The organism is Streptomyces sp. CB02959, assembly GCF_002803155.1.
In the GTDB taxonomy this organism is placed as follows: domain Bacteria; phylum Actinomycetota; class Actinomycetes; order Streptomycetales; family Streptomycetaceae; genus Streptomyces.
This window is the reverse complement of the sequence record NZ_NNBP01000040.1, coordinates 34,200-60,780: the sequence shown is the minus strand read 5'-3', so window position 1 is coordinate 60,780 and position 26,581 is coordinate 34,200. Positions and strand designations below refer to the sequence as shown.

At 73.4% G+C, this 26,581-nt stretch carries 25 protein-coding genes; 6 read left to right on the top strand and 19 right to left on the bottom strand.

The window, feature by feature from the left end:
* Positions 1 to 152 precede the first annotated feature (152 nt).
* Together CG747_RS41545 and CG747_RS41540 are read left to right on the top strand one after the other, a co-directional pair.
* On the top strand, positions 153 to 1,346 hold the full coding sequence (locus CG747_RS41545) for a glycosyltransferase family 39 protein (RefSeq protein WP_100607085.1): 1,194 nt from the start codon (positions 153 to 155) through the stop codon (positions 1,344 to 1,346).
* Between the two features lie 265 nt (positions 1,347 to 1,611).
* A complete protein-coding gene (locus tag CG747_RS41540; protein ID WP_180985941.1) occupies positions 1,612 to 2,649 on the top strand; it encodes a phosphatase PAP2 family protein in 1,038 nt (345 codons plus the stop codon).
* 120 nt (positions 2,650 to 2,769) lie between these two features.
* On the opposite strand, the gene CG747_RS41535 is transcribed toward CG747_RS41540, so the two are convergent.
* Complete coding sequence (locus CG747_RS41535; RefSeq protein WP_100607084.1) at positions 2,770 to 2,988, bottom strand: I78 family peptidase inhibitor; 219 nt, start codon at positions 2,986 to 2,988, stop codon at positions 2,770 to 2,772.
* A 476-nt stretch (positions 2,989 to 3,464) separates the two neighbouring features.
* On the opposite strand from CG747_RS41535, the gene ctaD reads away from it, so the two are divergent.
* Positions 3,465 to 5,144 (top strand): cytochrome c oxidase subunit I, encoded by a 1,680-nt coding sequence (ctaD, locus tag CG747_RS41530; protein WP_100607108.1) that lies wholly within the window; start codon positions 3,465 to 3,467, stop codon positions 5,142 to 5,144.
* 48 nt (positions 5,145 to 5,192) lie between these two features.
* Here ctaD and CG747_RS41525 read toward each other — a convergent pair whose 3' ends face one another.
* The 3 genes from CG747_RS41525 to CG747_RS41515 form a co-directional block, all read right to left on the bottom strand.
* Entirely contained in the window at positions 5,193 to 6,062 is an 870-nt protein-coding gene (locus CG747_RS41525) for a hypothetical protein (RefSeq protein ID WP_100607083.1), read from the bottom strand.
* Between the two features lie 83 nt (positions 6,063 to 6,145).
* Positions 6,146 to 7,417 carry a glycosyltransferase gene (locus CG747_RS41520; protein WP_100607082.1) on the bottom strand — a complete coding sequence of 424 codons (1,272 nt, stop codon included), beginning with the start codon at positions 7,415 to 7,417 and terminating at the stop codon, positions 6,146 to 6,148.
* A 226-nt stretch (positions 7,418 to 7,643) separates the two neighbouring features.
* Positions 7,644 to 8,225: a transglycosylase family protein gene (locus CG747_RS41515; RefSeq protein WP_100607081.1), complete on the bottom strand. Its 582-nt coding sequence runs from the start codon at positions 8,223 to 8,225 to the stop codon at positions 7,644 to 7,646.
* Between the two features lie 287 nt (positions 8,226 to 8,512).
* On the opposite strand from CG747_RS41515, the gene CG747_RS41510 reads away from it, so the two are divergent.
* Together CG747_RS41510 and CG747_RS41505 are read left to right on the top strand one after the other, a co-directional pair.
* Entirely contained in the window at positions 8,513 to 9,301 is a 789-nt protein-coding gene (locus tag CG747_RS41510; RefSeq protein ID WP_100607107.1) for a hypothetical protein, read from the top strand.
* A 168-nt stretch (positions 9,302 to 9,469) separates the two neighbouring features.
* Complete coding sequence (locus CG747_RS41505; RefSeq protein WP_257981076.1) at positions 9,470 to 9,763, top strand: hypothetical protein; 294 nt, start codon at positions 9,470 to 9,472, stop codon at positions 9,761 to 9,763.
* 55 nt (positions 9,764 to 9,818) lie between these two features.
* Here the strand turns inward: CG747_RS41505 and der are convergent, their stop codons facing one another.
* The 5 genes from der to aroH form a co-directional block, all read right to left on the bottom strand.
* Positions 9,819 to 11,291 carry a ribosome biogenesis GTPase Der gene (gene der, locus CG747_RS41500; protein ID WP_100607079.1) on the bottom strand — a complete coding sequence of 491 codons (1,473 nt, stop codon included), beginning with the start codon at positions 11,289 to 11,291 and terminating at the stop codon, positions 9,819 to 9,821.
* 70 nt (positions 11,292 to 11,361) lie between these two features.
* On the bottom strand, positions 11,362 to 12,018 hold the full coding sequence (locus tag CG747_RS41495) for a 1-acyl-sn-glycerol-3-phosphate acyltransferase (RefSeq protein WP_100607078.1): 657 nt from the start codon (positions 12,016 to 12,018) through the stop codon (positions 11,362 to 11,364).
* Positions 12,015 to 12,758 (bottom strand): (d)CMP kinase, encoded by a 744-nt coding sequence (gene cmk, locus CG747_RS41490; protein WP_100607077.1) that lies wholly within the window; start codon positions 12,756 to 12,758, stop codon positions 12,015 to 12,017. Before cmk ends, CG747_RS41495 begins: the two co-directional genes overlap by 4 nt.
* Before the next feature lie 131 nt (positions 12,759 to 12,889).
* Positions 12,890 to 13,975 (bottom strand): prephenate dehydrogenase, encoded by a 1,086-nt coding sequence (locus tag CG747_RS41485; RefSeq protein ID WP_100607076.1) that lies wholly within the window; start codon positions 13,973 to 13,975, stop codon positions 12,890 to 12,892.
* Complete coding sequence (gene aroH, locus CG747_RS41480) at positions 13,972 to 14,334, bottom strand: chorismate mutase (RefSeq protein ID WP_100607075.1); 363 nt, start codon at positions 14,332 to 14,334, stop codon at positions 13,972 to 13,974. Before aroH ends, CG747_RS41485 begins: the two co-directional genes overlap by 4 nt.
* A 139-nt stretch (positions 14,335 to 14,473) precedes the next feature.
* Here aroH and CG747_RS41475 point away from each other — a divergent pair, with 139 nt between their 5' ends.
* Entirely contained in the window at positions 14,474 to 15,181 is a 708-nt protein-coding gene (locus CG747_RS41475; protein WP_100607074.1) for a DNA polymerase beta superfamily protein, read from the top strand.
* Between the two features lie 4 nt (positions 15,182 to 15,185).
* Here CG747_RS41475 and CG747_RS41470 read toward each other — a convergent pair whose 3' ends face one another.
* The 10 genes from CG747_RS41470 to CG747_RS41425 all read right to left on the bottom strand — a co-directional run bounded on the left by CG747_RS41470 (position 15,186) and on the right by CG747_RS41425 (position 26,505).
* Positions 15,186 to 16,001: a DNA polymerase beta superfamily protein gene (locus tag CG747_RS41470; protein WP_100607073.1), complete on the bottom strand. Its 816-nt coding sequence runs from the start codon at positions 15,999 to 16,001 to the stop codon at positions 15,186 to 15,188.
* Positions 15,994 to 17,055 (bottom strand): ADP-ribosylglycohydrolase family protein, encoded by a 1,062-nt coding sequence (locus tag CG747_RS41465; protein WP_100607072.1) that lies wholly within the window; start codon positions 17,053 to 17,055, stop codon positions 15,994 to 15,996. Before CG747_RS41465 ends, CG747_RS41470 begins: the two co-directional genes overlap by 8 nt.
* Before the next feature lie 110 nt (positions 17,056 to 17,165).
* Positions 17,166 to 18,278, bottom strand: coding sequence for a pseudouridine synthase (locus CG747_RS41460; RefSeq protein ID WP_100607071.1), 1,113 nt, complete (start codon positions 18,276 to 18,278; stop codon positions 17,166 to 17,168).
* Positions 18,278 to 18,961, bottom strand: a complete 684-nt coding sequence (gene scpB, locus CG747_RS41455; protein ID WP_180985940.1) for an SMC-Scp complex subunit ScpB — start codon at positions 18,959 to 18,961, stop codon at positions 18,278 to 18,280. Before scpB ends, CG747_RS41460 begins: the two co-directional genes overlap by 1 nt.
* Positions 18,958 to 20,043, bottom strand: a complete 1,086-nt coding sequence (locus tag CG747_RS41450) for a ScpA family protein (RefSeq protein ID WP_100607070.1) — start codon at positions 20,041 to 20,043, stop codon at positions 18,958 to 18,960. The genes scpB and CG747_RS41450 overlap by 4 nt, the downstream gene beginning before the upstream one ends.
* A gap of 124 nt (positions 20,044 to 20,167) precedes the next feature.
* Complete coding sequence (locus tag CG747_RS41445; protein ID WP_257981074.1) at positions 20,168 to 20,809, bottom strand: hypothetical protein; 642 nt, start codon at positions 20,807 to 20,809, stop codon at positions 20,168 to 20,170.
* A complete protein-coding gene (locus CG747_RS41440; RefSeq protein WP_100607068.1) occupies positions 20,794 to 21,957 on the bottom strand; it encodes a ParA family protein in 1,164 nt (387 codons plus the stop codon). The genes CG747_RS41445 and CG747_RS41440 overlap by 16 nt, the downstream gene beginning before the upstream one ends.
* Before the next feature lie 343 nt (positions 21,958 to 22,300).
* On the bottom strand, positions 22,301 to 23,416 hold the full coding sequence (gene ald / locus CG747_RS41435) for an alanine dehydrogenase (protein WP_100607105.1): 1,116 nt from the start codon (positions 23,414 to 23,416) through the stop codon (positions 22,301 to 22,303).
* A 167-nt stretch (positions 23,417 to 23,583) separates the two neighbouring features.
* Positions 23,584 to 25,695, bottom strand: a complete 2,112-nt coding sequence (locus CG747_RS41430) for a tetratricopeptide repeat protein (RefSeq protein ID WP_100607067.1) — start codon at positions 25,693 to 25,695, stop codon at positions 23,584 to 23,586.
* A gap of 183 nt (positions 25,696 to 25,878) precedes the next feature.
* Positions 25,879 to 26,505 (bottom strand): NUDIX hydrolase, encoded by a 627-nt coding sequence (locus CG747_RS41425; protein ID WP_100607066.1) that lies wholly within the window; start codon positions 26,503 to 26,505, stop codon positions 25,879 to 25,881.
* Positions 26,506 to 26,581: the final 76 nt, after the last annotated feature.

Sequence of the window (26,581 nt, the reverse complement as noted above, 5' to 3'; positions counted from 1 at the left end):
GAACCGGCGGCACGGGCGAGTTGAGTCGTCAGACTACGCGAGTCCCCCCGGGGCCTGCGTGGCCCACCTCACGGTGAGACGCTCGTCGCAGCCCTGACGTTCCCACGACCGTCCGGGACGGCCGGGCCCCCGCCACCTGGATAATCGACTGGGTGAACGATCTTGCCTCCACCGCCGCACCCGGCCGGACCCTGTGTCCGCCCGCCGTCCGTGCCGCGCTGCGCCGCGCCGCCCCCGGTCTGGCGGCGTACGCGGCGATCCGGCTGTGGGGTCTGATCGTCCTCATGGTCTGGTCGGCGGCCGACGGCAAGGACTGGCACACCCTGCTGACCGCCCGCTGGGACTCCCTCTGGTACACCCGGGTCGCCGAGCAGGGCTACGGCTACACCGTCCACCTGGCCAACGGCGACGTCCACTCCAACCTGGCGTTCTTCCCACTGCTGCCCTGGCTGGAGCGGGGCCTGTCGGCACTGACCCCGCTCTCCGCGGCGGACGCCGGAATGGCGGTGGCCTGGCTGGCGTCGCTCGCCGCGGCCTGGGCGCTGTACGCCACCGGGGAGCGGCTGCACGGGCCGCGGGCCGGGGTACTGCTCGCCGCACTGTGGGCCGCGCTGCCGGTCGGCATCGTCCAGTCGATGGCGTACTCGGAGTCGCTGTTCACCGCCCTCGCGGCGTGGGGCGTCTACTGCGTGCTCACCGGACGCTGGGTGTGGGCCGGCGCCCTGGCGTCGCTGGCCGGACTGACCCGGCCGGTGGGCGCCGCGGTGGTCGCCGCGGTGTGGATCACCGCGGCGGTGACGGTGGCGAACGAGCGGGCCGGCGGGGTCCGGCCGCGCGCCTTCCTCCACGGCCGGCACCGGCGGATGCTGCTCGGCGTCGCGCTGGCACCGCTCGGCTGGGGCGGATACGTCCTGTGGGTCGCCGCCCGGCAGGGTTCGCTCACCGGCTACCTGGACGTCCAGGCCGGTTGGCACAACGGCTTCGACGGCGGGATCGCCTTCGGCACGTTTGTCTGGCACCAGCTCACCGGGCCCGCGTTCGCCGCCGGCCTCGGCCTGCTGATCGGCGTCGCGCTGGTCGTCTGGCTGTACGTGCACGGCGTGCGGAAGGGCCAGCCGCTGCCCTTGGCCGTCTACGGCGGGACGGTGCTGCTGATCGCGCTCACCGCCAAGGGCTACTTCGGGTCGAAACCGCGCCTGATGATGCCCGCCTTCCCACTGTTCCTGCCGCTCGCGGCGGGGCTGGCCAGATGGCGCCCGGTGTGGGCGTGGCTGGTCATCGGGGTGGTGGCGGTCGGCTCGGCGGTCTACGGCGCGTTCTGGCTGAACGGCTCGGGCCCGCCGTGACCGGAAGATCCCGCTCCGTAATCGCCCTCCCGAGGAAAACGCGCCACGGCACCCGTGCGAATGACGGATAAACTCCGCCGACGAAAAACAGATAAGCACCTATGACGGCGACACGCGGATGGCTGGAACAGAATCCAGTACCCGGGAAATTCCCTTCGAAATCCTGGGAACCCGGCCCGGATTGAGACCCATTCCACATCACATCGTCATTACAAAGCGCACGGTTTGACCAAGTGCATACATCACACGCGGTAACGTCGTTTGAGTGCGTACCGATGACAAGCTCGACCAGATGGAGGAGCGCCTCCCGACCGATCGCGTCAGACCGCCGCGCATGACCCGGACCCGCCTGTGGCTGTTCTGGGGCACGCTGGCGGTGTACGCGGCGATCGTCGCCGGGGTGCTGGCCGACACCTCCCTGGTCACCCTCGACTGGCAGCTCATGCTCTTCCGGCCGTACAAGCAGTGGCCGGAGATCCATGCCTTCCTCGACTACTTCGTCGTGCTGGGGCAGCGTGGCCCGACCGCGGTGGCGGTGGCCGCCTGGCTGGGCTGGCGCTGCTGGCGCCAGCGCAACCTCCACCCGCTGCTGGTGCTCGGGGCCTCGCTGCTGCTGCTGAACCTCACCGTCGGCGCCGCCAAGCTCGGGATGGGCCGCCTCGGCCCGCACTACGCGACGGTGGTCGGCTCCAACGAGATGTGGCTCGGCGGCGACATATTCCCCTCCGGCCACACCGCCAACGCCGTCGTCACCTGGGGCGTACTGGCCTACCTGGCGACCACCCCGCTGCGCCGCCGCACCCTGTCGGTGATCGCCGCGCTGGGCGCGCTGGGCGTCGGGATGACCACCGTCTACCTCGGTACGCACTGGGTCAGCGACGTCCTGCTGGGCTGGGCCGCGGGCCTGCTGGTGCTGCTGGCGATGCCGTGGCTGGAGCCCGGCATCACCTGGGTCGAGGACCGGCTCATGGGCATCCTGCTGCGACTGTGGCTGCGCCTGCGGCCCGATTCGCTGCGCGGCCCGCTGCCGGCCGGCGCGCTGGCCTCCGAGGTCTCCCGGCAGCGGATCGCCCCGGACGGGGACGTCCTGGTCCGCGAGGCGGTCGGGGCCGCCACCGGCGGCCGCGCCGCGCACGCCCCGGAGGGCTGGCCGCACCACCCGCCGCGCCCGCACACCTCCCGCGCCGAACGCACCCCGGTCACCCCGACGGGCAGCCGCCGGCCGCCGCACGCGGACCGCGTCCCGCGCGGTGCCGCACCGTTCGGCCCGGCCTCCGGCCGCCCCCGCAACGGCACCGGCTGACCGACCACGGCGGCGGACCCGGTACGCACCCCCGCCGCCCCGCACGAAGGCCCCGGCCGCTCCGTCTGGAGCGGCCGGGGCCTTCGTCGTGCCGGCCGGAGGCGCCGGGCCAGCGGCCCGTCAGCCCACCCAGCTGCGCGCCACCGCGCCGTCCTTCACCTCGAAATTGATCCGGCCGACGAGGTACTCCATGGTGATCATCGCGCCCGGCGGGACCGACCGGACGGTGGTCCAGCCCCGGTCCCGGGCCTGCTCCTCCGCGGCCTTCTGGGAGAGGCCGACGTACGCCTCGGGGTCGTCCTGGATGTCCGGTGTGTCGCCGGGAAGGTTCGGTGCCATGGCAGCCACCGTAGGTGCCCGCGGCGGCGCACGGAAGGGCCGCCCGTCGCACACCGCCGTGACCCACCGGTCCCCCATTGGTCACGCTTCTGTCACAACGAACGCTCCTGCGATTGCCGGAACCACCCTCACCCTTACGCGCCGCACACCCCCGCATCCGGGTGGAAAACAAAGCGGCCGGAATTCCCCCTTGATCACACGTGGAAGGACGTGCCGCCACTTCGGACAAGGCCGGACAGCATGCCGGAATTAATCGTCCAACCGCCCCGGATTCCCCTTACCCGACATCCTTTTCCGGCCGTCGTGGAATTGACCAACGAGACACATTCCACACACATTTCCCGCACATCGCCCCGGATGCCCGACCACGCCGGGCCGATCCCACCGGAACGGACCGGAGCGCCCCCTCGCTCTGCGTCCCCCGCCCGAGCATCATGACCGGGCACCGATACACCCCCGCCAGCGAGGTGGAGCCGATGGTCAGCGAGATCTCCCCGGAGAGCGTCCGGCCGCGCCGGGCACGACGTCGCGGGGCGGTGCTGGCGGACTGGCTCTCGACCACCGACCACAAGAAGATCGGGCACCTCTACCTGATCACGTCGTTCGGGTTCTTCCTCGTGGCCGGAATGCTGGCGCTGCTGATGCGCGCCGAGTTGGCCCGCCCCGGACTCCAGTTGGTCAGCGCCGACCGGTTCAACCAGGCGGTGACCCTGCACGGCACGATCATGCTGCTGCTCTTCGCCACCCCGGCCTTCGCCGGCTTCGCCAACGAGATCATGCCGCTCCAGATCGGCGCCCCCGACGTCGCCTTCCCGCGGCTGAACATGCTCTCGTACTGGTTCTACCTCTTCGGCGGCCTGATGGTGCTGGGCAGCCTCCTCACCCCCGAGGGCGCCCCCTCCTACGGGTGGACCGCGTACGCCCCGCTCAACTCCATGGTGCGGATGCCCGGCATCGGCGCCGACCTGTGGATCATGGGGTTGGCGCTCTCCGGTTTCGGCACCATCCTCGGCGCGGTCAACTTCCTCGCCACCATCATCGCCATGCGGGCACCGGGCATGACGATGTTCCGGATGCCGGTGTTCACCTGGAACATCCTGTTCACCTCGGTCCTGGTGCTGATGGCGTTCCCGGTGCTGGCCGCGGCCCTGCTGGTGCTGGAGGCGGACCGGAAGTTCGGCGCGGTGGTCTTCGACGCCCGCTTCGGCGGGGCGCTGCTGTGGCAGCACCTGTTCTGGTTCTTCGGCCACCCCGAGGTCTACATCATCGCGCTGCCGTTCTTCGGCATCATCACCGAGATCATCCCGGTCTTCTCCCGCAAGCCGATCTTCGGATACGTGACGCTGATCGGCGCGACGATGGCCATCACGGCGCTGTCGGCGATGGTCTGGGCGCATCACATGTTCGCCACCGGGGCGGTGCTGCTGCCGTTCTTCTCGCTGCTGTCGTTCCTGATCGCGGTGCCGACCGGGGTGAAGTTCTTCAACTGGATCGGGACGATGTGGCACGGCTCGGTGTCGTTCGAAACCCCGATGCTGTGGTCGGTGGGGTTCCTGGTGAGCTTCCTGTTCGGCGGGCTCACCGGCGTCATCCTGGCCTCCCCACCGCTGGACTTCCACGTCACCGACACCTATTTCGTCGTCGGCCACTTCCACTACGTGGTCTTCGGCACGGTGACCTTCGCGACCTTCGGGGGCTTCTACTTCTGGTGGCCGAAGTTCACCGGCAAACTGCTCGACGAGCGACTGGGGAAGATCCACTTCTGGCTGCTCTTCGTCGGCTTCCACACCACCTTCCTCGTCCAGCACTGGCTGGGCGCGGCGGGCATGCCGCGCCGCTACGCCGACTACCTGGCCGCCGACGGCTTCACCGCGCTGAACACCGTCTCCACCATCGGCGCCTTTCTGCTCGGCGCCTCCACACTGCCCTTCCTCTACAACGTCTGGCGGACCCGGCAGTACGGAGCCCGGGTCACCGTGGACGACCCCTGGGGCTTCGGCCGCTCCCTGGAGTGGGCCACCTCCTGCCCGCCGCCGCGCCACAACTTCGCCACCCTGCCCCGGATCCGCTCCGAGTCCCCGGCCTTCGACCTGCACCACCCGGAGATGACCGAGCGCCCCACCACCATCCCGACGCCCGGGAAACTCGGGACCTGACCCCGTCTCCGGCGGAGCCCCGCCGGACCCCGGTGCCGAGAACCGCCCCTACTCCCGGCCGGCCGGACCGGTGACCCGTACGGCCAGGTCGTTGTCGAGCGTGTAATACGGGCCGATCCGGAGTTCCCGGTCCGCCGCCGGCACCGGCAGCGCCGGATAGCTGAACACCTGCTCCTTCTCCGGGACGTCGTCCAGCAGCCGGGCGATCCGGACCGGCGGCACGCCCGCGGCGGGGCACAGCCACAGGTCCCAGGGCTCGCTGCCGTGCCGCCAGCAGGCGGCCAACTCCCCGCAGGGGAGGGTGAAGCGGAAGTCCGGGCCGTCGACGGTCAGGGGGACCGCGACCGGGCCCTGGCCGGCGCGGCGGGCGCGGGCCTCCGCGTGAGCGCCGGCCGTCGGGCTCGCCCCGTAGAGGCGGCCGGTGACGGTGATGCCCTCGGGGGCGACGAGGATGTCGCCGGCCTCGGCGTGCGGCCCGCGCAGCCAGCTGCGCAGCGCGAGGTTGCCCAGCTTGGTGGCGTAGGGGATGCGCACCCCGAGCCGGCCGATGCCGGCCAGCGGGCGGCGGTCCACCAGCGACCGCAGGTCGTTGACGCCGGGCAGCAGCCGGCGCGGGTCGGCGCCGTCCCCGAGATCGGCGTAGGCGTGCCAACGGCCCTCGGCCAGTGCGACGGTGCTGGGCAGCACCGCGCGCAGCCGGCCGGGGCCGTTGGGCCCGAGCGGCAACCGCACCTCGTCGTCGTCGGTGCCGTCGGTCCCGTCGGTGCCGTCGGCGGTGCCCGGGTCGTCGGCGCCGGCCCGCAGCCGCAGCACCAGCGCCGCGCTCCAGGTGGTGCCGGTGCCCTGAGGGACGTTCAGGTCGAAGGTGAGGCCGCCCGCGGAGTCAGCGATGCAGTCGGCCTTCAGGTCCACGGGCACCGGCGCCCCTCCTCCCGTCGCGGCGGTCCGCCGCGGGCGCTCGGCCGCTCCGGACCCGGTCGCGGGTGACTGCGTCGACGCGTTCATACCGTCCGCACCCCTCTCACCGCGGCGCGGGCGGTGTGCTCGGCCGCGTGCTTGGTGGCGTACGCACCACCGATCAGGGCTCCCCGCACGCGGTGCAGGGAGCCGCGCAGTCCGCTGCCGCGCCGCCGGGCGAGCAGCTCCCCGAAGAGCGCGGCGTGCCGTCCGGCCACCGCGGCCGGGTCGAAGCGGGCGGACGCGGCGAGCGCGGTGGCACCCAGCCGGGCCCGGGCGTCGGTGTCGTCGATCAGCTCCAGCAGCGCCGCGGCCAGCGCCGGAGGGTGCCCGGCGGTCACCACCCGGCCGGTGACCCCGTCCTCGACGAGTTCGCCCGGCCCGAAGGGGCAGTCGGTGGCGACGACGGGCAGTCCGCAGCGCATCGCCTCGGCGAGGGCCGCGCCGGCGGGCTCCCGGCCGGCGGGGTCCACGGCGAGGGCGCCCTTGGCCCACTCGGACTCCAGGGGCGCGGCCGGGCCCATCAGGAAGACGTGGTTGTACAGGCCGAGTTCGTCGATCAGGGCGCGCAGCGCGGGCTTCTCGGGCCCGCCGCCGTAGATCCGCAGCCGCCACTCTGGACGGGCGGCGACCACCGCCGCGAAGGCCCGGACGAGGACGTCGTAGCGCTTGGCCCGGGTGAGCCGGCCGGCCGCCACCACCCACCGGCCGCTGCCGTCGGCGGGCGCCAGCCGCGGCGCGGGGACCGCGCGGGGCACCGCCGCGACCCGGACGCCGGGCAGCCGCAGCCGGCGCAGGTGGGCGCGGGCGTCCGCCTCGGTGGCGGTGACCAGTGCGTCCAGCCGCGGGTAGGCGCCGCGCAGCGCCAGCCGCAACTCCCGGCTGTGCGCGGCCAGGCAGTGGCCCTCCTGCCCGACCCGGAGCGGTCCGCGGCGGGTCTGCCGGGCGATGTGCACGGTGAGGCCGGGCCGGGTGCCGACCACCACGTCGGCCTCGGTCCGGCGCAGGTGTGCGGCGATCCGGTGGTCGGTGAGCTCGCTGTACTGGCCGAAGCGCGGCTCGGCGGCCGGGAAGACCCGGGCGGGCCGGGCGTGCGCCGGGTCCGTGCGGTCGCCGGCCAGGCCGTGCTCCCGGAGGTCCACGAGGTGCCGCAGCGCGACCCGGGGACCGAGGTCGAGCGCCGGGGCGTCGCGGTGCCGCAGTACGGAGACGATCTCGACGTCGTGCTGTTCGGACAGGGCGTCCGCCAGGCTGAAGGTCGCCCGGACCGTCTCCCCGACGCCGTAGGCATGGTGAAGCAGGAATGAGATGTGCATCCGTCCCCGTGTCCCCTGGTCCCTCGCGCTCGTCCTGGTCCCCCCGCGGTCCGGGTGCCGCCCTCTTGGCGGCGCCCGGTTTCCGGCTGTTGAAAGGTAAGACCGCGAAACGGCCTTCAAGGTTGGGGGTGTTGGCCAAGTCGTGCCGAAAAAGTTAGGGCATCGGTATGGCGTGGCGGGAACTCTTCCGGGGTGGGCACACCGCGCCCCGGTCGTGGACCGCGGGTCAGCGCAGCCTCAGCCGGATGCCGATCCGCAGTTCGTTCGGGTACTCCCCGACGGCCTCCCGGTTGGCGTCGTACAGCGCCCGCCAGCCGCCCTTGACGCGGTGCCGGCGCGCGATCCCGACGAGGGTGTCGCCGTGCCGGACGACGTGGTTGCGGCTGCTCTGGAGCAGGCCGTAGCGCCGGGCGCACTCGGGCCAGGCACCCCACCCCTGGTCGGCCTGGACCCGCTTCGCCACCACGATCTGCTCGTCCCGGGTGGCGAGGTCGGCCCGCCTGGCGTACTTGAGGCCGCCGAACGCCTCCCACGTGGGCTGCCAGAACTGCAGGCCCCCGTAGTAGCTGTTGCCGGTGTTGATGTGCCAGTCGCCGCTGCTCTCGCACTCGGCGAGGCAGCCCCAGGGCCACTGGTCGTCGGCGCAGGCGTACGACGACCGACCGCCGTCCTCCCCGCCGCCGTCCCCACCCGGTGACCCGTCGGCGACGGCGCCGCCGGGCAGCCACAGGACCAGGGCGGCGGCCGCCGCGATGAGCAGCCCGACGGATTCCACGCGGCGCCGCGGCGCCGAAGAGATGTCCGACATAGCCGGTGACGGTAGGCAGCGGGTCGCCGGGCACCGGCACGCCGCGCCCTTCCAGGGGACGACCCCACCCCGTCCGGTGTACAAAACGCGGCCACCTGCGCCAGGTTCTGCGCAGAAATTGGCAGTGTGTGACCGCCCGGACGACGGCTTTCCACCGGTTCCCCGCCGTGCGCCGCGTGGTTCGATTCTGTTCGCGTCCGCGCGTGACTCTGCCGGGGGTCGCCCGTTGTGCTTGTACGAGCCGGGAGACCACCCGGCAGCCGCTCATGAAGATCGAGGAGCCACCCGTGCCGCGCATGCTCGACGTCAGCGACGACGTTCGCGCCGAGATCGGCGACGAAGAAGCCGACCGGCTGCTGGCCGGAGAGGACGCCCCCGGCAGCTACGACTGCACGTCCTGCCGGACGCCCGGCAACAGCGAGCAGGAGCGCACCAGCACCGTCCTGTTCGTCGGCGAGGAGACCGCGGTGCTCGCGTTCGCCCACGCCACGTGCATCCCCTCGCAGGTCGTGCCGGTCTCCGAGGAGCAGCTCCGCGGGGCCGTGCGCTCCATCACCGGCGAGGACGCAGCCCGTACCCCGGCCGCCCCGATCCCCACCAGTGACCGCCAGGCCACCCTCGGCATCACCTGCGGCCTGGTGCTGATCAGGGAGGAGCTGCACCCGGCCCTCGTGGTCGAGCCCAACGGCCCGATCGCCCGCCCCGGTTCGACCAGCCTGGACGACGACTTCCTGCCGCTCCTCCTGGAGCACGGCTTCACCCCGGTGACGGACATGAACCAGCGCCCCGCCCCGATCGAGGGCTGGTCCGCGCTGCTGGCCATGGGCAAGCTGCACGCCGTGCTCCAGCCCGGCACCACCGGCAACCAGTCCGCCTGGTGGCAGGCCCACCAGCCGCTGGCCGTCTCCGACGGCTGGCGCACCGCGGCCAACAAGGAGAAGACCGTGCTGATGTACGCGGCCCCCTCGGGCACCATCGGCCACCAGCCGCGCGAGGACCTGATGCGCCAGGCGCTGGAGCAGGCCGCCGCCAAGGGCCTGCTGGTCGCCGCGGCGATGCCGCTGGCCGGAACCTGACCGTCCGTCCCCCGATCGCGGGAGCATGACCGCCAACGGGGCGGGATTGCACCCGCGATCAGCCATTTCCCCCCGAAAGCCGCATCCCGTGAGCATCGGGGTCGTTGCACCTACGTGCACGCATACGACCCCTCCCCCCGCGCCCACTTCCCCCACCCCATCCCCGGCATGCGACCGGCCCGCGACCACGGGACGCCGCGCGGCGCCGACCGCGGTTCGGCCACGCCGATCTACGACGCGCTGTACGCCGAGTACCGCCGCGCCTTCCGGGCACTGCCCGGGGACCGTACGGACGAACCGGAGGTGCCGGAAGCGCTGCGCGGCGGCAACTGGGGCCGCGGTGCGGCGTCGCCGGGGCAGTGGGAGGTGGTGGGCCGGCAGCCGTTCCGGCCGCGGAGCCAGCTTCCGGCCGCCCTGCCGCCGGGGCAGCGGGACGGCTCGCGCCCCCACGGCGGCCGCTGACCGGGGCCGGACCGCCGCGGGCGGAGTGGGGAGCCGCCCGCGGACCGGGCCGCGGTTACTTCTTCTTGGCCTTGTTGGTGCCGCGCTTCTCGCGGACCCGCACCGAGATGTGGATCGGCGTCCCTTCGAAGCCGAACTCCTCGCGCAGCCGGCGCTCGACGAAGCGGCGGTAGCCCGCCTCCAGGAAGCCCGAGGCGAAGAGCACGAAGCGCGGCGGCTTGGTGCCGGCCTGGGTACCGAAGAGGATCCGGGGCTGCTTGCCGCCGCGGATGGGGTGCGGGTGGGAGGACACGATCTCGCCGAGGAAGGCGTTCAGCCGCCCGGTGGGGATCCGGGTCTCCCAGCCGGCCAGCGCGGTCTCGATGGCCGGCACGAGCTTGTCCATGTGACGGCCGGTGCGCGCGGAGACGTTGACCCGCATCGCCCAGGGGATCTGGACGAGGTCCCGCTCGATCTCGCGCTCCAGGTAGAAGCGGCGCTCCTCGTCGAGGTTGTCCCACTTGTTGTAGGCGATGACCAGGGCCCGCCCGGCCTCCACGGCCATCGTGATGATCCGCTGGTCCTGGACGCTGATGGACTCCCCCGCGTCGATCAGGACGACCGCGACCTCGGCCTTCTCCACGGCCGCCGCGGTGCGCAGCGAGGCGTAGTAGTCGGCGCCCTCCTGGAGGTGCACCCGGCGGCGGATGCCGGCGGTGTCCACGAACTTCCAGGTCTTGCCGCCCAGTTCGATCAGCTCGTCGACCGGGTCGCGGGTGGTGCCGGCGAGTTCGTTGACGACCACCCGCTCCTCGCGGGCGAGCTTGTTCAGCAGCGACGACTTGCCGACGTTCGGGCGGCCGATCAGGGCGATCCGGCGGGGGCCGCCGACGGCCGTGCCGAAGGTCTGCGCGGGCGCCTCGGGGAGCGCCTCCAGCGCCGCGTCGAGCATGTCGCCGGTGCCCCGGCCGTGCAGCGCGGAGATCGGGTGCGGCTCGCCCAGGCCCAGCGACCACAGCATCGCCGCGTCGGCCTCGCCGGACTGGCCGTCGACCTTGTTGGCGACCAGGACGACGGGCTTGCCGGCGCGGCGCAGCAGCTTGACCACGGCCTCGTCGGTGTCGGTGGCGCCGACCTTGGCGTCCACCACGAAGACCACCGCGTCGGCGGCCTCGATGGCGAACTCGGCCTGCATCGCCACGGACGCGTCGATGCCGAGGACGTCCTGCTCCCAGCCGCCGGTGTCGACGACCTTGAAGCGGCGGCCGTTCCAGTCGGCCTCGTAGGTGACCCGGTCGCGGGTGACGCCCGGCCGGTCCTCGACGACCGCCTCGCGGCGGCCGATGATGCGGTTCACCAGGGTCGACTTGCCGACATTGGGGCGGCCGATGACGGCGAGCACCGGGAGCGGGCCGTGGCCGGCCGCGGCGATGTCGCCCTCGACCTCCCCCAGGTCGAAGCCCTCTTCCGCGGCGAGCTCCATGAACTCCGCGTACTCGGCGTCGCCAAGCGCACCGTGCTCGTCGCCGGTGGGGATCTGGTCGTTCATGAAGTCCGTTCCTCGTTCATCCATGTGGTCGGTGGGCCGCTCTGGGGAGGGCCCACTGCTCAAGTGTCGGTCAGCGCCCGGTAAGGCGCCGGGCCTGTGCCAGGTGGGCGGTCAGCCGCTCCTGGATCCGTACGGTCGCCTCGTCGAGCGCCTTACGGGTGCGCCGCCCGCTGCCGTCGCCCGCCTCGAAGGCGTCGCCGAAGACGACGTCGACGCGGCCGCGCAGCCGCGGCAGGGCCGGGGTGAGCCGGCTGAGGCGGTCGGTGCTGCCGAGCACCGCCACCGGGACGACCGGGGCGCCGGAGCGCACCGCGAAGTACGCGAGGCCGGCCCGCAGAGAGGCGAAGTCGCCCTCGCCGCGGGTGCCCTCCGGGAAGATTCCCAGCACTCCGCCGGACGTCAGTACGTCGAGCGCGTTGGTGATCGCCTTGCGGTCGGTGCTCTGGCGGTCCACCTTCAGCTGTCCGATGCCCCGCAGGAACGGGTCCAGCGGACCGACGAAGGCTTCCTTCTTGATCAGGAAGTGCACCGGTCGGGGTGCGGTGCCCATCAGCATCGGGCCGTCGATGCCGTGGGAGTGGTTCACGGCGAGGATCACCGGTCCGGAGGCCGGCACCCGCCAGGCGCCCAGCACCCGCGGCTTCCACAGGCCGTACATCAGCCCGATGCCGATCCGCCGGCCGATCGCGGCGCCGCGGGGGCTCGGCGCGTTGCCGCCGTCGGTCACCGGATGTCCCGCCCCGCCTTCTCGGCGCTGACACCCTCGATGAGGGTGACCACGCACTCGATGACCTGATCCAGCGTCAGGTCGGTGGTGTCGACCTCGACGGCGTCGTCCGCCTTGGCCAGCGGCGAGGTCTTGCGGGAGGAGTCGGCGGCGTCGCGCTTGATCAGCGCCTCGCGGGTGGCGGCCAGGTCGGTCGCCTGCTGGGGGTTCGTGCCCTTGAGCTCGCCGTTGCGCCGGGCCGCCCGCGCCTCGGGGGAGGCGGTGAGGAAGATCTTGAGGTCGGCGTCCGGCAGGACGGTTATGCCGATGTCCCGGCCCTCGACGACGATGCCGCGCGGCGCCTCGGCGGCGATGGTGCGCTGCAGGTCGGTGACGACGGCGCGCAGCTCGGGGACGGCGCTGACCGCGCTGACCGCGGCGGTGACCTCCGGGCTGCGGATCGGGCCGGCGGCGTCCATCCCGTCGACGGTGATGGTCGGCGCCGACGGGTCGGTGCCGGAGACGATCACGGGCTTGACGCAGGCGTCGGCCACCGCGACCGGGTCGTTGACGTCGATGCCGTTGGTCAGCATCCACCAGGTGATCGCGCGGTACTGCGCACCGGTGTCGAGGTAGCCCAGGCCCAGCTTTCCGGCGACGGCCTTGGACGTGCTGGACTTGCCCGTGCCTGCGGGGCCGTCGATGGCGACAATCACTGCAGCCGGGGCGGTCCGGTCGGCGGTTTCCACGGTGACGAACACCTTTCTTGATACACACGGGGCGCGGTCCAGGGCGCCGGCTCCGGTCGTCGACCGGCAAGCGGGAGTACGACGAAGGGGACCAGGGCCTCGGACAAGGTTACTGGCTCGCCCGCAGCGCGCCGTCCACGGTGTCACTGCCGGATCGACCACCCCCGCTCCCGCAGCTCCGCGGTCAGCACCGGGACGGCGTGCGGCTCGACCATGAGCTGGATGAAGCCGGCCTGCTGGCCGGTGGCGTGCTCGATGCGGACGTCCTCGATGTTGACCCCGGCGCGGCCGGCGTCGGCGAAGATCCGGGCCAGCTCACCGGGCTGGTCGCCGATGTAGACCGCGACGATCTCGTAGGCGGCCGGGGCGGCGCCGTGCTTGCCGGGGACCCGCTCGCGGCCGGCGTTGCCGCGGCGGAGCACGTCCTCGATGCCGTGCGCGCCGCTGCCGCGCTTCTCGTCGTCGGCGGACTCCAGGGAGCGCAGCGACCGGACCGTGGCGTCGAGGTCGGCGGCGACGTCGGCCAGGACGTCGGCGACCGGCCCGGGGTTGGCGGAGAGGATGTCGATCCACATCGCCGGGTCGGAGGCGGCGATCCGGGTCACATCGCGAATGCCCTGGCCGCAGAGCCGGACGGCGGTCTCGTCGGCGCCCTTGAGGCGGGCCGCGACCAGACTGGAGACCAGCTGCGGGGTGTGCGAGACCAGCGCGACGGCGCGGTCGTGGGCGTCCGCGTCCATCACCACCGGGACGGCCCGGCACAGCGCGACCAGCTCCAGGGCGAGGTTGAGCACCTCGGTGTCGCCGCCGGGGGACGGGGTGAGCACCCAGGGGCGGCCCTCGAAGAGGTCGGCGGTCGCGGCCAGCGGCCCGGAGCGCTCCTTGCCGGCCATCGGGTGGGTGCCGAGGTAGCCGCTCAGGTCGCAGCCGAGCGCCTCCAGCTCGCGGCGCGGCCCGCCCTTGACGCTGGCGACGTCGATGTACGCCCGGGCCCCGCCGCGCCGGATCACACCGGCCAGCGCCGCCGCGACGTGCGCCGGGGGCACGGCCACGATGGCCAGGTCGACCGAGTCCGGGGGCGGCTCGGCGGTGCCGGCGCCGAGCGCGGCGGCCGTCAGGGCCTGGGCGTGGTCGTGGTCCTCCAGGTACACCTGCACGCCGCGGGCGCTGAGCGCGAGGGCGGCCGAGGTGCCGATCAGGCCCGTTCCGATGACGAGTGCGGTTCTCACTGGGCGATGTCCTTCCGCAGCGCCGCGGCCGCGCCGAGGTAGACGTGGGCGATGCCGGCCTTGGACAGTCCGGTCTCGACGTGGGCGAGCACCCGCACCACCCGGGGCATCGCGCCGGCCACGTCCAGCTCCTGGGCGCAGATCAGCGGGACGTCGGTGATCCCCAGGGCGCGGGCGGCGGCGGCCGGGAAGTCGCTGTGCAGATCGGGGGTGGCGGTGAACCACACGCTGATCAGGTCGTCCGGCACCAGGTCGTTGCGCTCCAATATCCCGGTGAGCAGCTCGCCGACCTGCTCCCGCATGTGCTCCGCGTCGTCCCGCTCCAGCTGGACGGCTCCGCGCACGGCCCGTACCGCCACGTTGCTGCTCCCCTGCGTCGTGTGCCGCGTACACGTCCGCGTACGCACTGATCAGCGTAACCAGCGCCACTGACAGCCGGGTCCCGCGCTCCCGGGAATCCGGTGGCCGGCGGCGCCCCCGCACGGCGACAATCCCGGCATGCCGACCGCTCCCGCAGACCCCTCCGATCATGAACTCGTCACCGGGCACACCGTCTACGCCTGTGTGATGGGCTCGCGCGCCTTCGGGCTGGCCACCGAGGCCAGCGACACCGACCGGCGCGGGGTCTATCTCGCGCCCACCGCGCTCTTCTGGCGGTTCGAGAAGCCGCCGACCCATGTGGAAGGGCCGCGCCCGGAGGAGTTCTCCTGGGAGCTGGAACGATTCTGCGAGTTGGCCCTGCGCGCCAACCCCACCGCCCTGGAATGCCTGCACTCCCCGCTCGTGGAACACGCCGACGCCACCGGCCGGGAGCTGCTCGCCCTGCGCGGCGCGTTCCTCTCCCGCGAGGTGCACGAGGTCTTCGTCCGCTACGCCGCCGGGCGACGGAAGCAGCTGCGGGCCGACGCCGCACGGCTCGGCGCGCCCCGCTGGAAGCAGGCGATGCACCTGCTGCGCATGATGGCCGGCGCCCGCGACCTGCTCCGTACGGGCGTGCTGCGGCTGGAGGTCGGCGCGGCCCGCGAGGAGCTGCTGGCGGTGCGCCGCGGCGAGGTGCCGTGGGAGGAAGTGGAGCGCCGGCTCGCGGTGCTGTCCGCGGAGACGGAGGCGGCGCTGCCCGGCTCACCGCTGCCCGTCGGCCCGGACCGGGCCCGGGTCGCGGACTTCCTGCACCGCACCCGCCGCGCCTCGGCCCTGCGGGACTGACCGCTCAGGTGCCGGCCGCGGCGCCGCCCAGCCGGGCCCGGACGACCAGGTCGTGCAGCGCGTCCCGGCCGGCCGGGACCGCCGGCAGCGCGGTGGCGGCCTGGGCCTCGTCCAGCCGGGCGTGCAGCGCCGCGACGTCGGCGCGCAGCCGGTCCGGGGGCACCACGTCGCCCGCCGGTGCGTGTTCGGCCGCCTCCTTGGCGGCGATCAGTTCCGGTACGTAGGCGGGTGCGTCCGGCCCGCCGGCCAGGGTGGGCAGATGGGGTTCCAGCCGGCCGGCGGCCATGAGGTGGATGCCGGTCAGCAGCACCCGCAGGGTGTACAGCAGCGGCTTCAGCCCGCCGGTCTTCTCGAAGAGCCGCCACTGGGTGCCCGCGAACCCCCGGTAGTGATGGGCGTGGTGGGCGGTGAGGAGACCGGGCGCGAGCGCGGTCAGCTCCCGGTGGACCGGCGTGGTGTGCACGACCAGGGGGGAGAGCAGCTGCTCCAGGACGTAGCCGTTGGGCCGCAGCAGCAGTCGGGCGAACTTCCGCAGGTCGTGCGTGACGAGGTCCATCTCCACACCGTCGCGGTCCCCCATGAGGGTGCGGGTCTCCTCCGGCTCGCGCAGCCCCACGAGGTCGGCGGCCGGCAGCAGGTGGACGCCGCGCAGGTCCACGTCGGAGTCGCGGGAGGGGAAGCCGTACAGGTGGGCGCCGGAGACCGTGGCGAAGAGCAGCGGATCGCGCTGCTGCGCGAGGAGGGCGGCCAGGTCGACGGCGGGCAGTCCGGCCGCCCGCAGGACCGCGTCCCGGTCCTCGGCCACAGGGGTCTCAGGCATCCCAGGCCGCCCCGAGGGACAGGAGTTCGGTGCGGTACTCGATGCGGGCGGCCCACTCCCGGGGCCAGGCGCCGGCGCCGAGCCGGGCGCCGGCGAAGGCGCCGGTGAGGCAGGCGATCGAGTCGGAGTCGCCGGAGGTGCAGGCGGCCCGGCGCAGCGCGGTGACCGGCTCGTCGGGGAAGAGCAGGAAGCACAGCAGGCCGGTGGCCAGCGCCTCCTCGGCGATCCAGCCGGCGCCGGTGGCCAGGCACGGGTCGGCCTCCCGGTCCGGTGCGGCCAGCGCCGCGTCCAGCCGGTCCAGGACGCGCAGGCAGTCGTCCCAGCCGCGGGCGATGAACCTCGTCGGGGTCGGGTCCTGGGAGCGCCGCCAGAGGTCGCCGAGCCAGTCCTCGCGGTAGGTGGTGCGCTGGGCGTGGGCGTAGGCGCGCAGCAGACCGGGCAGCTCGGCGGGGCGCGCGCCGGCGGCGAGCGCGCGCACCGCGTACGCCGTGAGGTCGCTGGCGGCCAGCGCGGTGGGGTGCCCGTGGGTGAGCGCGGACTGCAGCTGGGCGGCGCCGGCGCGCTGCCCCGGAGTGAGTCCGGGCACCAGCCCGAGGGGCGCCACCCGCATGTTGGCGCCGCACCCCTTGGAGCCGATCTGGCTGGCCTCCGCCCAGGTCCGGTGCGCGTCGGCGAGCAGCGCGCAGGCCCGGAGGCAGGTGCCGCCCGGTGCCCGGTTGTTGTCGGGCGAGCGCCACCAGGCCACGTACTCCTGCCGGACCGGCGGGGCGAGCGTCTCGGCGGTCGGCGGCCCGCCGCCGTCCAGGGCCGTGCGGAGTCCGCGCCCCAGTGCCAGGGTCATCTGGGTGTCGTCGGTGACGAAGGCCGGCTCGGGCAGGTCCATCTCCCGCCAGGGCCCGCACTTGGCGAGGATCGCCGGTACGTCGTCGAACTCCGTCGGAAAGCCGAGCGCGTCACCGAGCGCCAGCCCGATGAGCGAGCCGGTCGCCGCGGTCGGCGCGCCCACCGGTGCGCCCGTCGATGCCCCCGTCGACGCACCGCTCGGTGCCCGCATCGGTTCCCCCATGAAAAACCACCCCTTAATCGTCACGATGACATTAAGGGGTGGTGGGCGGCCCCCGCAAGCGACGGCCGGCCCCGACGGACCTCGACGGGCGCCGATCCTTAGAGGTCGACCTCCCGCATCAGCATCCCGACCTCGGTGTTGGTCATCCGGCGCAGCCAACCCGACTTCTGGTCGCCCAGCGCGATCGGGCCGAAGTGCGTACGGACCAGCTTGTCCACCGGGAAGCCGGCCTCGGCGAGCATCCGGCGCACGATGTGCTTGCGGCCCTCGTGCAGGGTGACCTCGACGAGGTAGTTCTTGCCGGTGTTCTCCACGACCCGGAAGTTGTCGGCCCGGGCGTAGCCGTCCTCCAGCGGGATGCCGTCCTTGAGCCGCTTGCCCAGGTCGCGCGGGAGCGGGCCCTGGATGGCCGCCAGGTAGGTCTTGGTGACGCCGTAGCGCGGGTGCGTGAGGCGGTGGGCCAGCTCACCGTGGTTGGTGAGCAGGATGATGCCCTCGGTCTCGGTGTCCAGCCGGCCGACGTGGAACAGCCGCGTCTCCCGGTTGGTGACGTAGTCGCCCAGGCACTGCCGGCCGTCCGGGTCCTCCATCGTGGAGACCACACCGGCGGGCTTGTTCAGCGCGAAGAAGAGGTAGGACTGGGTGGCGACCGTCAGGCCGTCCACCTTGATCTCGTCCTTCGCCGGGTCGACCCGGAGGCCCTGCTCCATGACGACCTTGCCGTTGACCTCGACCCGCGCCTGGTCGATCAGCTCCTCGCAGGCGCGCCGGGAGCCCATACCGGCCCTGGCCAGCACCTTCTGCAGCCGCTCGCCCTCCTGCTCACCGAAGGTCTTGGGGGTCTTGACCTGCGGCTTGTCGTAGCGGGCGCGGTTGCGCTCCTCGATCTTGGCGTCGTACTCGCGGGGCCGCGCAGGGGCCTGGCCGCGGCCGCGCTGCTGACCGCCCTGGCCGCCCTGGCCGCCCGGCCGGCCGCCCTGGGACGCGCCCGTACGCGGACCGCCCTTGGCACCGCCGCGGGCCGCCGCGCCCCGGGCGCCGCTCTTGCCGCGACCGCCGCGCTCGTCGCCGCCGTCGGATCCGCCCACGTCGTAGCGGCGCTCCTCGGGACGGGGGCGGCCCGCGCGCTGCTGCTTCTCGTCCCGCTTGTTGCCTGCGCCGCGGTAGTTGCCCTTACCGCCGCCGCTGCTGTTCCTGCCGCTGCTTCGCATCAATGATCCGTCTGAGAGTCGCCGCTGTCGTCTACGTCGAACGACGGGATACCTTCCGGGGAGTCGCCCTCGACCGCGTCCGCCTCCGGGAGGAACGGGGCCAGCTCAGGGAGCTCGTCCAGGCCGCGCAGGCCCATCCGCTCCAGAAAGTAATTCGTCGTCCTGTACAGGATCGCACCTGTTTCAGGTTCCGTCCCCGCCTCCTCCACCAGGCCGCGCTGGAGGAGCGTGCGCATCACGCCGTCGCAGTTGACCCCGCGGACGGCCGAGACGCGGGAACGGCTGACCGGCTGACGGTACGCGACCACGGCCAGAGTCTCCAATGCGGCCTGCGTGAGCCGGGCCTGCTGGCCGTCCAGGACGAAGCCCTCCACCGCGTCCGCGTACGCGGCCCGGGAGGAGAACCGCCAACCGCCGGCCACCAGCCGCAGGTCGAAACCGCGGCCCTGCCGGGTGTAGTCGTCGGACAGCTCGCGCAGCGCCAGCGCCACCGCCCGGCGGGGCCGCTGGAGCACCCGGGCCAGGTGCTCCTCGGTCGCCGGCTCGTCGACGACCATGAGGACGGCCTCCAGCGCGGGCTTCAGCTCCAGCGCGGCCACGCCCAGTGCGCCGGCCGGCGCCTCCTGGGGCCCACCGCGCTCCCCGGTCCCCTGCTCGGTGCTCTCGTATCCCGCGCCACTCACGCCGGCTCCTCCTGCTCTTCCGTCTCCGCGCGGTCCGCCGCGCCGGCCGTGTCCTCGTCGGCCGGCGCGGCCGGTTCCCGGTCGAACTCGTCGGTGACCCGGGGGGCGGCCCCCGCCGCGCCCGTCCAACGGACCGTCAGGGCGCCCAGCGCGTCCTCCTGGTCCAGGGCGACCGCCCGCTCCCGGTAGAGCTCCAGCAGCGCCAGGAAGCGCGCGACGACGGTGAGGGTGTCCGGGGCGTCGGCGATCAGCTCCTGGAAGCCGGCCGCGCCCGCCGCGCGCAGCTGCGCCATCACCACCTCGGCCTGCTCCCGGACGCTGACCAGCGGCGCGTGGATGTGGTCGACGTAGACCTGCGGTTCAGCCCGGGGCTGCATCGCCTTCACCGCGAGCCTGGCGAACCCCTCCGCCCCGATGCCGATCACGACCTCGGGCAGCAGCTCCGCGTGGTGCGGCTCCAGCCCGACGGTGCGGGGGAAGCACCGGGCCTCCTCGGCCAGCCGGCCGCTGAAGATCTCCGCGATGCGCTTGTACGCGCGGTACTGCAGCAGGCGCGCGAAGAGCAGGTCCCGGGCTTCCAGGAGGGCGAGGTCGGCCTCGTCCTCCACTTCGGCGACGGGCAGCAGCCGGGCCGCCTTGAGGTCCAGCAGGGTGGCCGCGACGACCAGGAATTCGGTGGTCTGGTCGAGGTCCCAGTCCGGCCCCATGGCCCGGATGTGGGCCATGAACTCGTCGGTCACCTTGGAGAGCGCGACCTCGGTGACGTCCAGCTTGTGCCGGGAGATCAGCTGGAGCAGGAGGTCGAAGGGCCCCTCGAAGTTGTCCAGCCGGAGCGTGAACCGGCCGTCCCCGCCCGCCGGGGGCGCCTCCGCGGCCGTCCCCGCGGCCTCCTGCGGGGCCGTACCCTCGCCCTGCACCGGCTGCGCCGCCGGGGCCGCCACGGCGTCCTGGACGCCCTCCGGGGCCGTCTCGACGGCCGCGTCGGGTTCCGCCGCCGGGACGGCGCCCGGCCCGCGCCCGAGGGCGCGGCGGGTGCGGTGCGGAGCCGCGGAAGTGTCGGCGGCGGCGTCGGTGGTCGGCATGGCGGTCCAGGGTGCTGCGGTCCCGCGCCGGGGCGGGGGCTGGTCACGGCGGGACACCCCGCCGAGGTGGCAGGCTATCCCGCCGCGCGGCGGGCACCGGCGCCCAGGGCGTGTCGGACCCGACCTAGCGGCCCCGGAGCCTCCGCACCAGGATGCTGGCGTCCCCGCGCGACTCCAGGTCGGCGAGGACCACGGCCACCGCCTCGCGGACGATCCGGCCGCGGTCGACCGCGAGGCCGTGCTCGCCGCGCAGGACCAGCCGGGCGTGTTCGAGGTCCATGAGCTCCTCGGCGGAGACATAGACGGTGATCTTCTCGTCGTGCCGTTCCCGGCCGCTGGGGCGGCGGTTGGCGCCGCGCGACCGGCGGCGGCCCGAGGCACCGGCCGGCGCCGCGGGCGCCGCGGCCTCCCGCTCGGCGCGGACCGTCCGGCCGGCCGACGTCCGCTGCCCCGCGGCGCCCTCCGGATCCGACTCGCGGCCGCCGTGTTCGACCGGTGCCGTACGCGCCGCACCGGAGGCGCCGTCACCGGCCGCCGGAGCCTCGCCGTCCGCACCGCCCCCGGCCCGCCGCCGACGCGCCGCGGGGGCCTCCCCGGCCGTGTCCGGCGCGGGGTCCGCCTCGCCGGCCGGCGCGGGCACCCGGGCGTCCTCGCCCCCGGTGGCCGCGCTGCCGTTCGGACGGCGGGGAGTGGACGGCTGCAGGCCCACTCCCCCGGTCGTGCGGAACAGCTCGTCGGCTCCGGGCAGACTCACTCGGCGTGACACCGGGCGAGCACCTCCCTGGCGAGCTGGCGATAGGCCGCGGCCCCCACGGAGTTGGAGGCGTAGGTGGTGATCGGCTCACCGGCGACGGTGGTCTCCGGGAAGCGGACCGTACGGCCGATGACGGTGTGGTAGACGTGGTCGTCGAACGCCTCGACGACGCGTGCCAGGACCTCGCGACTGTGCACGGTCCGGGAGTCGTACATCGTCGCCAGGATGCCGTCCAGCTGGAGATCGGGGTTGAGCCGCTCCTGGACCTTCTCGATCGTCTCGGTGAGCAGCGCGACACCGCGCAGCGCGAAGAACTCGCACTCCAGCGGCACGATGACCTTGTGAGCGGCCGTCAGGGCGTTGACGGTCAGCAGGCCGAGCGAGGGCTGGCAGTCGATGACGATGTAGTCGTAGTCGGGCAGCAGCGGCTTCAGTGCCCGCTGGAGCGTCGACTCACGGGCGACCTCGCTGACCAACTGCACCTCTGCCGCTGACAAATCGATATTGCTGGGCAGCAGGTCCATGTTGGGGACCGCGGTCTTGAGCAGGACCTCGTCGGCCGACATGCCCCGCTCCATGAGCAGGTTGTAGACCGTCAGATCCAGTTCCATCGGGTTGACGCCGAGTCCGACCGACAGGGCGCCCTGCGGGTCGAAGTCGACGAGCAGCACCCGGCGGCCGTATTCGGCGAGTGCGGCGCCCAGGTTGATGGTCGAGGTGGTCTTGCCGACCCCGCCCTTCTGGTTGCACATCGCGATGATCTTCGCCGGACCGTGGTCCGACAGCGGCCCCGGGATGGGGAAATAGGGAAGGGGGCGCCCGGTCGGGCCGACCCGTTCGCGGCGCTGGCGCGCGGCGTCCGGTGCGAGCGTGGCCGCGTATTCGGGGTCCGGCTCGTACTCGGCATCCGGGTCGTAGAAGTGCCCCTCGGGCAGGTCGTCGTAGTCAGCGAGACGGGCGGGTTGTCCACTGCCCCGGTCGCCGGCCATGGCGTTCACGTGTTGGCCGTCCATGCTCTGGTGGGCTGTCGTGGAAGTGCTCTGATGGGCTGCGAAGGTGTGGACCGCTACGGAGCCGACAGCCTCGCGCCCCGAGGGACCCTGGCCCCGTGCAACCGCTCCTGGCCGACCACTTCCGGGAGTAAATGTCGACTCATTCACAAGTCGTCTTACCTCCTTGGATGTGACCAGGAAACTTATCGATAGGTCAGCGTGGCACCATGCCGACGGTTGGCGACTCTATGGCGTGTCGGGCGTCCGCAGCAACACAATCCGCCGGACCCGGCCCGATGTGTCGGTAACGGAACCCCCCGATGTCAAGAGTGCACAGCGCGCAAGACGGATGTTTCGGGGGTACGCGAATCGGTTAAAGGGTTACGTTCGCGGCGAGTTGAGAGCCGACCGCCCGGAGCCGCCCTCGGGGCGTGTCGCACATGCGACCGGCCGGGCCCTGTCGACAAGGCCCGGCCGGTTGTGCGGCGTTTGACGCGTGCGGTTGACGCCTTTAGCCGAGGAGGGTGCGCAGCTCCACGTACTCCAGGCCGTGAGCCTGGGCGACCTCGGGGTAGACGACCTTGCCGTCGTGGGTGTTCAGCCCCTTGGCCAGCGCGGGGTCACGGCGCAGCGCCTCGGCCCAGCCGCGGTTCGCCAGCTCCACGATGTAGGGCATCGTGGCGTTGGTGAGGGCGTAGGTGGAGGTGTTCGGCACCGCGCCGGGCATGTTGGCGACGCAGTAGAAGACCGAGTTGTGGACCTGGAAGGTCGGCTCGGCGTGCGTGGTCGGCTTGGAGTCCTCGAAGCAGCCGCCCTGGTCGATGGCGATGTCGACAAGAACACTTCCGGGCTTCATCTTGGCGACGAGCTCGTTGGTGACCAGCTTCGGGGCCTTGGCGCCCGGGATCAGGACCGCACCGACGACCAGGTCGGCCTCGACGACGGCCTTCTCCAGCTCGTAGGCGTTGGAGACGATCGTCTGCACCTTGGTGCCGAAGATCTTGTCGGCCTCGCGGAGCTTGTTGATGTCCCGGTCGAGCAGGGTGACGTGGAAGCCGAGGCCCACGGCGATCTGCACGGCGTTCCAGCCAGAGACGCCACCGCCGATGACGACGGCCTTGCCGGCCTGGACACCGGGGACGCCACCGGGCAGCACGCCGCGGCCGCCGGCCTGGCGCATCAGGTGGTAGGCACCGACCTGCGGGGCGATCCGGCCCGCGACCTCGGACATCGGGGCCAGCAGCGGCAGCGCGCGGTTGGCGGTCTCGACGGTCTCGTAGGCGATCGCGGTGGTGCCGGACTCCAGCAGGGCGTCCGTGCACTCCTTGGACGCGGCCAGGTGCAGGTAGGTGAAGAGGGTCTGGTCCTTGCGGAGGCGGTGGTACTCCTCCGCGATCGGCTCCTTGACCTTCAGCAGCAGGTCGGCGGTGGCCCACACCTCGTCGGCGGTGCCGAGGATCGTGGCACCGGCGGAGACGTACTCCTCGTTCGGGATGGACGAGCCGAGGCCGGCGTCCTTCTCGATGAAGACCTGGTGGCCGTTGCGGACCAGCTCGTGGACTCCGGCGGGCGTGATAGCCACCCGGAACTCGTTGTTCTTGACCTCGCGGGGGATGCCGACCTTCACGTCGATCACGGTCCTTGAATGAGAGCTTGCAGAAGGAATTATCCCTCATGCGATGCATGACGGAACTGACCGCGCCGGACGCGGCTCGACCAGTCTATTGAAGGACCTCTCGTTGTCTAGCCTTGCAAAGGGCTAATTTTTCGGAAGCCCACCACCGATTTCGTAGGTCACTCGGCATGCTCCTGACGCCATCGTTCCCCCGCCGCGCGGTGGAGCCGTGCCGCGGCTGGGTCGCCGAGCCGTTCGAGGATCTCCGCAATCCGCAGCTGGAGGCGCGCCTCCAGCGCCCCGTCGGCCGCCGCACGGGCGAATTCAAGGGCCTCCAGGTGGCTCCGCAGCGCCTCGTCGAGCTGCCCGGCGTGCTCGTGGACCTCTGCCGCCGCCTCCGCCGCACGCGCCTGACCTGCGGAATCACCGAGCCTGCGGGAGGTGCGGGCGGCCGCGCGGCAGTCCTTGAGGGCCTGCTCGTAGCGGCCCGCGCGGCCGTGTGCGACGCCGATCCGGGCGTGCAGCCGGGCCGCGTCGGCCCGCTCGCCCCGGGCCAGCCGCAACTCCAGCGCCCGCCCGTACCAGTCGGCGGCCCGGACCCAGTCGCCCAGCTCGCTGTAGGTGTCGCCCAGCGACTCCAGCGCCCGCCCGGTGGCCACCGGGTCCTTCACCGACCGGGCCGCCTCCAGCGCACCGCGGTAACGGGTGAGCGCCTGCTCCAACCGGTCGGCGCCGGCGTCCAGGTCGCCGAGGTTGAGCAGGGCGGCGGCCTGCTCGCGCGGCAACGGTCGCCGCGCGGCGACCCGTAGGACCAACTCGTGCAGGGCGTAGAGGTCGGGCGCGGCCGCCTCGGGGCCGTGGTGCGCGAGCAGCGCCCGGGTCAGCGCGGCGATCAACCGCCGGTCCAGGGTGTCGAGTTGGCCGTCCTCGACGGCGATCACGGCGGCGTCCAGCAGGGCGCCGCGACGGGTGTGCAGCCAGTGCGCGGCGGCGGCCCGGGTGGCGAAGCGCAGCGGGCGCGGCAGCTCACCGGCCTTGCGGCGGGCGGGAGAACCCTCCGGCTCGGCGGCTGCCCGGCAGGACTGGACCAGCCGCACGGTCCGCTCCAGCATCCGGGCCCGGGCCAACTGGACGTCGGCCGGCCGCTCCTGCTCCCGGAGCAGCTCCCGGGAGAGCGGGACCAAGCAGCCGGGCAGCCGGTACCGGGGGCCGATCGCCACGTCGGCGGGCGGCGCGCCCGGCCCCTCCTCCTCGGGCAGCGGCCGCAGCAGGCCGAGCGCGACGAAGTCGTGCAGGACCGCGGCGGCGGCCGGGACCGTGCAGCCGCCCAGCGCGGCGGCCGTGTGCGGGTCCACCAGGCCGTCCGGGGCGAGGGTGGCCAGCCGCAGTATCCGGGCGGCGGTCTGCGGCAGCGCGTCGTAGGTGAGGCGGAAGGCGCGGTTGAGGGGGTGGGCGCCGGTCGGCAGGTCCGGCGGCAGCGGGACGGCCAGCAGCGCCTGACGCAGGTCGGCGACGGAGAGCTTGGGGCGGGCGGCCAGCCAGGCGCCCGCCAGTATCAGGGCCGCGGGCTGGCCGCCGCACTCCTGCGCGACGGCCTCCGCGGTCCGCGGATCGACGGTGACCCGGGTCGGTCCCGCGTAGTGGCACAGCACCTCGACGGCGGCCGCGGTGTCCAGCCCGCCCAGGGCGCACGGCCGGACGTCGGAGATGCCGGTCAGCGGGCCCTGCGAGACCACCACGACCAGGCAGTCCGGGGCGTCCGGGATCAGCGGTTCGACCTCCTCGGCGCCCGGCGCGTCGTCCAGGAGGAGCACCGTCCGCCGCCCGGCCAGGGCCGCGCGCACCGCCTCGGCGAGCTCGTCCTCGTCGGCGCCCGGCGGGGCGTCGGTGCCCAGCGCGGTGAGCAGGTCGCGGGCGGTCCGGACGAGGCCCGTCGGGGCGCCGTCGCGGCCGGTCAGGACGGCGCGCAGCACCCCGTCGGGGTACTCGTCCGCGATCTCCCGCAGCAGCGCCTCGGCCAGGGTGGTGCGGCCGGAGCCGGGGCGGCCGGCGATCAGCAGCACCCGGCTGCGGGCGCCGCGGCGGCCGGTGAGGGTGTCCAGGCCGGCCCGTCGGATGTCGGCGCGCAGCGCCTTGAGTTCATGGCGGCGGCCGGCGAACCCGGGGAGGTCTGAGCGGAGGGCGGCGCCGTCCTGGCGGGGCAGTGTCGCCCGCCGTCCGCGGGCCGCCGTACCGGGCCCGCGCGCCGCCTCCGGCGCACGGTGCCCCCCGCCCACCACCTGGTCCGTCACCGGTCACGCTCCCGTCCGCCTGCGCGTCCGTTCCCGTCGCGGACGCGCACGGGAACCCTGCCGAGCGTAGTTCACGACCCGTCACGTCCCGTGCGGTGAAGGGTGGTTGGGTCACTCGATCGGATCGGCGGATCATCCGACCGGACGGCGGCGGGGCCGGGTGGCGGCACCCGGCCCCGGGGATCAGGCTTCGTAGGGGCGGGCCGGCCAGGGCGCGTCGGCCGGCCGGAGGGCGTCCAGGCCGTCGCCGGCCTGCGCCGCGGTGAGCGCCAACACCCCGACGACCAGGCAGTTGTTGTGCAGCTCGCCGGCGAGCACCCCGCGGACCAGTTCGTCCACCGGGACCCGCGCCAGCTCCATCTCGGCCTCCTCGTCGGAGACCTCGAAGCGCTCCCCTTCGGCCTCGGACAGCCCGCGGGCCAGGAAGACCCGCACCGCCTCGTCGCTGCCGCCCGGGGTGGTGTAGACGTCGGTCAGCACCCGCCAGTGGTCGGCCTTGACGTGCGCCTCCTCGTACAGCTCGCGCTGTGCGGCGTGCAGCGGGTTCTCGCCGGGGATGTCGAGCAGCCCGGCGGGGATCTCCCACAGCTTCTGCCGCACGGGGTGGCGGTACTGGTGCAGGACCAGCACCCGGCCGGCGTCGTCGAGGGCGAGGATCGCCACCGAGCCCGGGTGGACCTGGTAGTCGCGGCTGACGGTGGCGCCGTCCGGCATGACGACCCGGTCGGTGCGCACGCTGGTCTTGGCTCCGGTGAACGGTGTGGTGGTCCCGGTGACCGTCCACTCCTCCGCGGTGTCCCTGATCGCCATGCGCGTCCTCCTGTGTGTACCTGTGCCAACGCGGAAACCGGGGTACCGCCTCCCGGGAGGAGGCCGTACCCCGGCA